The 6,690-nt window shown below is 67.2% G+C and carries 6 protein-coding genes; 2 read left to right on the forward strand and 4 right to left on the reverse strand.

The genetic code is table 11. From position 1 onward, the window contains the following. Positions 1 to 37 precede the first annotated feature (37 nt). Positions 38 to 1,408, reverse strand: a complete 1,371-nt coding sequence (locus tag OD750_RS06870) for a hypothetical protein (protein ID WP_272841833.1) — start codon at positions 1,406 to 1,408, stop codon at positions 38 to 40. Positions 1,409 to 1,441: 33 nt separating this feature from the next. Then, positions 1,442 to 2,179 carry a 16S rRNA (uracil(1498)-N(3))-methyltransferase gene (locus OD750_RS06875; protein ID WP_263542433.1) on the reverse strand — a complete coding sequence of 246 codons (738 nt, stop codon included), beginning with the start codon at positions 2,177 to 2,179 and terminating at the stop codon, positions 1,442 to 1,444. Positions 2,180 to 2,327: 148 nt separating this feature from the next. On the opposite strand from OD750_RS06875, the gene OD750_RS06880 reads away from it, so the two are divergent. Next, positions 2,328 to 2,699, forward strand: coding sequence for a hypothetical protein (locus OD750_RS06880; protein ID WP_263542434.1), 372 nt, complete (start codon positions 2,328 to 2,330; stop codon positions 2,697 to 2,699). A 61-nt stretch (positions 2,700 to 2,760) separates the two neighbouring features. Here OD750_RS06880 and OD750_RS06885 read toward each other — a convergent pair whose 3' ends face one another. Together OD750_RS06885 and OD750_RS06890 are read right to left on the reverse strand one after the other, a co-directional pair. After that, a complete protein-coding gene (locus OD750_RS06885) occupies positions 2,761 to 3,801 on the reverse strand; it encodes a DUF6607 family protein (protein ID WP_263542435.1) in 1,041 nt (346 codons plus the stop codon). 24 nt (positions 3,802 to 3,825) lie between these two features. After that, entirely contained in the window at positions 3,826 to 6,069 is a 2,244-nt protein-coding gene (locus OD750_RS06890) for a TonB-dependent hemoglobin/transferrin/lactoferrin family receptor (RefSeq protein ID WP_263542436.1), read from the reverse strand. A 243-nt stretch (positions 6,070 to 6,312) separates the two neighbouring features. Here OD750_RS06890 and OD750_RS06895 point away from each other — a divergent pair. Beyond that, positions 6,313 to 6,690: hypothetical protein (locus tag OD750_RS06895; protein ID WP_272841836.1), on the forward strand; the 378-nt coding region annotated here is incomplete at its 3' end.

The raw sequence follows: 6,690 nt of genomic DNA on the forward strand, positions 1-6,690 counted from the left end.
GGTTAAACAGACGACTACAAACGGAATCGACAGCACCTCACTCTACGCCGGGCATCAGCAGCGACATCGCGAGTATGCCGTCCTTGAGTGCGAGGAACCGGCCGCGTTCCCATCGCCACAGCAGGGCCGATTGCCACAACGGTTCGACTGCCACGCGCCGGGCGATGTCGGCGTCGCCGAGGCCCAGCGCGAGCATGAGAACGGTTTCCACGGTCACCGCCGACGACAACGGGTCTGCCGGCGTGTCGAGGGCGGTGTGGCAAGCTCGGGCGATCAGAGCGCGCTGGTCCGCGTCGAGCATCGATGCGAAGAAACGCCAGCCCACCCGGATCTCCACGTCCTTGATGTCAATCAGCCAAGGCAGCAGATCGCATGGCGCCTTTTGCAGCAATGCCTTCAGCGTCTGCGCCGGAGTGTACAGACCGTCACGAAGTCCGAGCGTGGCGGCAGCACTGGAAAGGTTGCGCGGTGGCTGGGGGGCGAACACCCAGTCGGCCACGGTATCGTCATCGACGAAATGCACGGCCAGTTCGAGGTCGCTTTCGTCGTGTTCGAGCGTTTGATCGCGTTGAGCGTCGAGCAATTTTGCGCGCACGGCGGGTGCATGGCGCAACGGCGCAAAGCGCAGCAGGACATGGGCATTGCCGACCCACTTCTCGAGCAGCGGCTCGGCCCATTCGACCCATTCCTCGCGCGTCGTCCAGTCGTCGGCGTCGCTCGCCCAGAGCGGCAAGCCGCCCAACCACAGGCCATTTCCCGCGCGCATGTCGCTGCGACTCTGTGCGAGCACCGCTCGCAACTGCTCGTCGACGCTTCCGGGCACGCGTCGGGCATCGACCCATGCGCGATGCTCGCGCTCGGCGTCGCGCCGGTACGTCTCGATCTCGGCCATCCGCTTCGCCTGTTCAGCCGGATCGGTTTCGAGTTCGACGGCGTTTGCCTCGATCGCCGCGCACTGCGCCAAGTGCGCGTCGTAGAGCTCGCGCGACCTCGTCTGCGCGTCGACGCGTCGTACGCGCTCGATCGTTCGATCGTCGAGATCGCGCACGAAACCATCGACGAAGCGGCGCAAGGTCGGCACCAGGCCCGATCGTTGCAGCCAGAAGGTCAACGGCAAGCCGATATCGATGTAGCTCGAAGCACCGCCGAGACCGAGTTCGGCGATACCGTCGGCATTGACGCGCATGCCCCAGCCAGCGTGCGCCAACAATGCGCGAATTCCGTCGATGGCCTGTCGGCGACGATCGGCGAGTTCCTTCAATTCGCCGACATTCAGCGAGGCGAACTGATCGACGTCCAGCACACGACCGTCGGCGCCGTCGGGAAATCCGACGAACCACAGGTCGTTCTTCTTTTCGACCGCAAAGCCGAGGCGCAGCAGGTCGGCGATAGTGCTTCGAGCGTCCATGCGTACCTCGTATCCCGTCGGAAAACGACGAAACTAACCCATATCCCCGACCACCGCCTGCAACGCCGCGATCGCCGCGAGCCCCGCCGTCTCCGTGCGCAGCACGCGCGGTCCGAGCCTGAGGCCTTTGAAGCCGCTTTGACGCAGCGCCGCTTCGTCGTGGTCGGAGAAGCCGCCTTCGGGGCCGACGACGAGAATCGCAGCGCGCATGTTCGTGTCGATATCGCGCAGCGACGTATCGCCGTCGGGCAGCAGCGTATAGCGCGCCGCGCCGTCGTCAGGGAGCGAAGACGCCCACGCCGCGAGCTTGCGGGGCGCCTCGATATCCGGCAATTGCGTGCGACCGCTTTGCTCGCACGCCGACGCGATCACGTCGCGCCAGTGCGCGACGCGGCGCTCGGCGCGTTCCTCGTCGAGCTTCACCTCGGTGCGCTCGGTGACGAGCGGAACGATGCGGTGCACGCCGAGTTCGGTGGCTTTCTGCAGAATCCAGTCCATCTTTTCGCCGCGCGCGACGCCCTGCGCGAGCGTGAGCACGAGCTGCGATTCGCGCGACACGACGCGTCGCTCGTTCACGTCGACGGTGACGGCGCGCTTGGCGATCGCGGCGATGCGCGCGTCGTATTCGCAGCCGTCGCCGTTGAACAGGATCAGCGGATGCCCGACCTCCAGGCGCAGCACGCGCGCGACGTGTTCGCCGGCCTGCTCGGGCAGTTGCACGGATGTGCCGGGGTTCAACGCGCCGGCGAGATGGATACGGGGAATGCGCATGACGGCGGGTTCGGCGGACGGCCCGTCATTGTCGGCATGGCCGGCGACGGGCGCAACGGTCGTGCACGCGGCGTTGCGTCGAACGCGCGCTTGCGCGGCTCGTCCGGATTTGGTCTAACGCATGCCTCGACATCGAAACGGCAAGACCATGAACACCATCATCGTGCACACGACACCCGACGAGCACTGGTCCCCCGTCGATTCAATACTGGCGTCAGGCGGCCGACGCGATGCGTACGGCGCGCAAAAGACGACCGATACCGGTTGGATCCGCGCGTATCGCGCCGACGAGGTTCGCGACGACTACGAGCCCGACGAATGGCAGATCGTCGAGGGGCACTTGCCCGAGCCGATTTCCTATCTCGTCGAATGGAGAGACGACGAACTGCTGGTCGCACTCGTCCGGTCGGCGCCCGAAGGCGCGGCCGTCGTCATCGACAACGATCACGGCGTGATCTGCTTGGCAGACCGCGTTCGTCACCACGCGCCGGATCGATGGATTCGCTGCGTGCAACTGTAGAGCGCTGCCGACGCCGAGACGGCCGACCGGGGTTCACGGCCCGGCCGGCCCTCCGCTCTCGTTACGGGGTTTTCGCAACGCCGCTCTTGCCGATCACGGCGCGATCGAGCACGTGGTCGATCTCGCTGCGCGCGATCGTCTCGCCTTTCGCCGCGCGATCGGCCAGCGCGAACAGCGCTTCGAAGCGCGGCTTGTCGTCGAGCTTCGTCTTCAGCGTGAAGTCGCGCCGCGCCGCCATCGTGTCGTGCCACGCGGCGCGCGCGTCCTTCCAGAACGCTTGCGTCTTCGACCAGTACTCGCGGCCCGCGCCGAAGTCGTAGTCCTTCGTGCGCGCGTACGTGTTGACGCCGACCTCGCGCACCAGCGCCTCGGTCGTACCGTCGGGCTTGAGCAGGAGCTTGACGTTGTCCTGCTCGTGCATCCAGCCGCCGGCCGACAGCGTGTGGCGGTTGATCGCGCCGAGCACCTGGTAGTCCGCGCGCTTCTTGAACTCGCGGCGCGGCAGCGGACGCCACGTGAAATCGCTCGTCCACGCATCGACGCCGTCGGCGTGCACCCAGCGGCCCACGCCGGCATAGCGCGGCGCGTCGTCCACTTCGTACACGGCCTGCGACCACGCGTGTTTCGCGGCGGCCGCGTCGACCGGCGCATAGCCGAACTGCTCGTTGCCGCGGAACTTCAGCACTTCCTTCGGCTCGTACTGCCAGTCCTGGCGCCAGTGCTTGACGACCGTGTGCTCCTTGCCCATGACCAGTACGTGCTGCAGCGCGATGAAGTCGCCGCGGTCCTCGACGACGAACACGAGCTCGGTGCCGCCCGAGCGCTGCGGCTCGTGCTGCGTGTAGCCCGGCTTGAGCGGCAGCGTTTCGTCGAACATGAAGCGCACGTGGTATTCGCCGGTCATCGCGAGGATGCTGCGACGGTCGCATTCGAACGCGTCCTTCGGTGTGGCCGGCGCATCGGCGCACGGACGCACGTAGTCGGCGGCGCCGATCGCGGCCGGCGGCTTCGGCTTGGCGCCGGCGGTCTTGTCGGGACGCGCATACGTGCCGGCGCACGCGCTCAACAGCACGGAAATGGCTACGAAGCTAAAACGGTACATGGCGGTTCTCCGTGGATGGCGATGTCACTGGAAACTCAGCTTGAAGCCGACGCTCGCGGCGCGGCCCGGTGCGCTGTAGCGGTCGATCGCGGCGCTGTTGGCGAAACCACGCACGTCGCCCCACTGCCAGTAGCGGCGGTCGGTGAGGTTCGTCGCCGCGGCGTACAGCTCGAGGTTTTCGAGCGGTTCGACGTGCACGTAGAGGTCCAGCGTCGAATAGCCCGGCGCCTGGAACGCGGTGCCGCTCGCGGGCGCCGCGACGCGGGTCTTGCGCGCGACGAACGTGCCGGCGAGTTCCGCGCCCCAGCGGTCCGCGTCGTAGGCGAGGCCGACCACGGCCCTGGCCGGATCGATGCTCGTCAGCGGCGCGTCGGCCGTGCGGTCGTCGCCCTTCGCCCATGCGAGCGACGCGCGTACTTCCCAGCCGGCGAGCGCCGGCGAGAACGCGCCGAGGTGCAGGCCGCCGCGCGCTTCGGCGCCGCGAATGTCCACGCGCGAGAGGTTGCGCGACTGGAACTGCATCAGGCCCGTGGCCGGATCGGTGCCGACGAATGCCAGCGACTCGATGAAGTCGCGGTAGCGGTTGCGGTACGCGGCGACGCTGAAATAGCCGACGTCGCCGCTGCCGCGCAGGCCGACTTCGACGCCGCGGCTGGTTTCGGGCTTCAGGTTCGGATTCGGCAGCGCCGTGTAGCCTTGTTGCAAATTGGTAAATCCGACGTTGACGTCGCTGTAGGGCGGCGCGCGGAAACCGGCGGCGTACTGCGCGTACACGCTGAGCGCGTCGGTGAACTGCCAGATCGCGGCGAGCTTCGGCGATACGTGATCGGCATCGAGATCCACGGGTTTCACGCCCGGGTTGTCGGCGTCGAATACCGGATCCTTGCGCGGATCGATGCTGAAGCTGTCGTAGCGCACGCCGGGAATCAGGTGGAACTTGCCGTCGGCGAAGCCGATGTCGTCCTGCGCGAATACGGCGTAGCTCGTCGTGTCGGTCAGCGGAAAATCGCGCACCGGAAACACGTCGGGCGACACGACATTTGTGATCGCGCCGGTGGTCACGTCGCGCTGGAAACCGTCGCGCTGTTCGCGGATGCGACCGCCGGTGTATTCCACGCCGTAGGCGATGTCGTGGCGCACCGCGCCCGCGTCGACCGCCTTGCGCGCCACGGCTTCGACGCCGCTCTCGCGCTGCTCGTACTCGAAGCGGCGATAGCGCGACACCGGCCGCACCGGCGCGCCGCCGACGAGCGAGGCGCGGTCTTCGTAGGTGTCCTGCCGCGTATCGGCGGTCTGCGTGAACACGCGCCAGTCGAGGCGATCGGCGAAGCTCGCATCGAGCGGCAGTTCCTGCTCGAACGACAGTCGTGCGCGCTCCTTGCGGTCGTCGGCGTCCGTGCGCGTGACGCGCACGAGGCTCGGGCCGACCGCACGGTCGCCGAGCGAACTGAGCGACTGCGTCTTGGCCGTGCTGCGCGACGCGTCGAGCGTGACGCGTTCGACGCGCTCGCCGCTCGTATGCACGTACTTGGCGAGCAGTGCATCGCTGGACGTGTCGGTCGGGTCCGGGCGCGTGCGGCTCGCGCCGAGCGAATCGACGGTGCCCTGGTTGTTCAGCGCATGGCCGTCGCGGTGCGTGTATACGGCCATCAGGCCGTGATCGCCCGAGCGCATCGCCGCCGTCAGCGATTCGGCCGACTGCCGGTCGGAACTGTCGTACAGGCCCTTGAGGCCGAAATAAGTGCCGTCCCCGGCATCGGCGAAGTAGTCGCCGGGATCCTTCGTCACGAAGCTCACGACGCCGCCGAGGGCGTCCGAGCCGTACAGGGCGGAAGCCGAGCCGCGTACGATTTCCACTCTTTTCAAATTGTCCAGATCCACGAAGTCGCGGCCGGCGTTCGAGAAGCTGCCGATCGAGAACGCGTCGGGCGCGCCGACGCCATCCACTTCGATGCGCACGCGATTGCCGTCGAGGCCGCGGATCGCGATGCTGCCGATGCCGAAACGGCCGCGGCCGAGCACCGACACGCCGGGTTCGTAGCGCATCAGGTCGCGCAGATCCTGCACGAGCTGGCGGTCCATCTCGTCGCGCAGGATCACGCTCGATTCGCCGGCGACGTCCTTGACGGCCTTGGCCGACAAGGTGGCCGACACGATGATGCGGTCGAGTTCGTCGTAGACCTCGGGCGAGGGTGACGACGCCGTTTCGGCGTGCAACGGAAGCGCGATCGCACAGGCGATCGCCGCGGCGAGACGTTGAAGATGCATGGTGGCCCCTGGTGCTGGCGGTGTAGCTGGCTGGCACCGGGGGTGAAGCCGTCGGGCTGGCTGGGATCGTTAAATGATAACGATTCTTATTCGCCTGTCAAACGGGCGTTGGCGGTTCCTTGCATTCCGTGTTCGCGAGATGCGTCGTCGCGCCTCGTTCCGCGCGCACCGCGATTCGTGCCGCGACGGCCGCGTTTCGTCGCCGCGCGCTCGCGTCGCGCGTGCGGGCGGCGCAAAGTCGGCATGGCACTCGAACGAGGGAAAGTCATGGAGCACGGCAACGCATTGCGCACGGGGCGTTGGATCGGCGCGGCAATACTCGCTACGTTCGTGATCGGCATGGTGTCGAATTTCAAACTGCAGACCGATCTCTTCGCCGGCGACGGACTTCTGGTCAACGCCGCCGCGCATCCGCTCAAGATCGGACTCATCGCGGTGCTCGGTCTCGCGACGAACCTCGCGTTGCTCGCGGTCGCCGCGGCGCTGACCGCCCACGTCGGCCGTGCGTATCCGGTGCACGCGACGACGTACTGCCTGCTCGTCGGCGCGGGGCTCGCGATCGCCGCGATCGAGTACTCGACGCTGCTCGCATTCCGCACCGTCAGCGAACAGTTCGCCTCC

It is taken from the genome of Tahibacter soli (assembly GCF_025717065.2).
GTDB lineage: Bacteria > Pseudomonadota > Gammaproteobacteria > Xanthomonadales > Rhodanobacteraceae > Tahibacter > Tahibacter soli.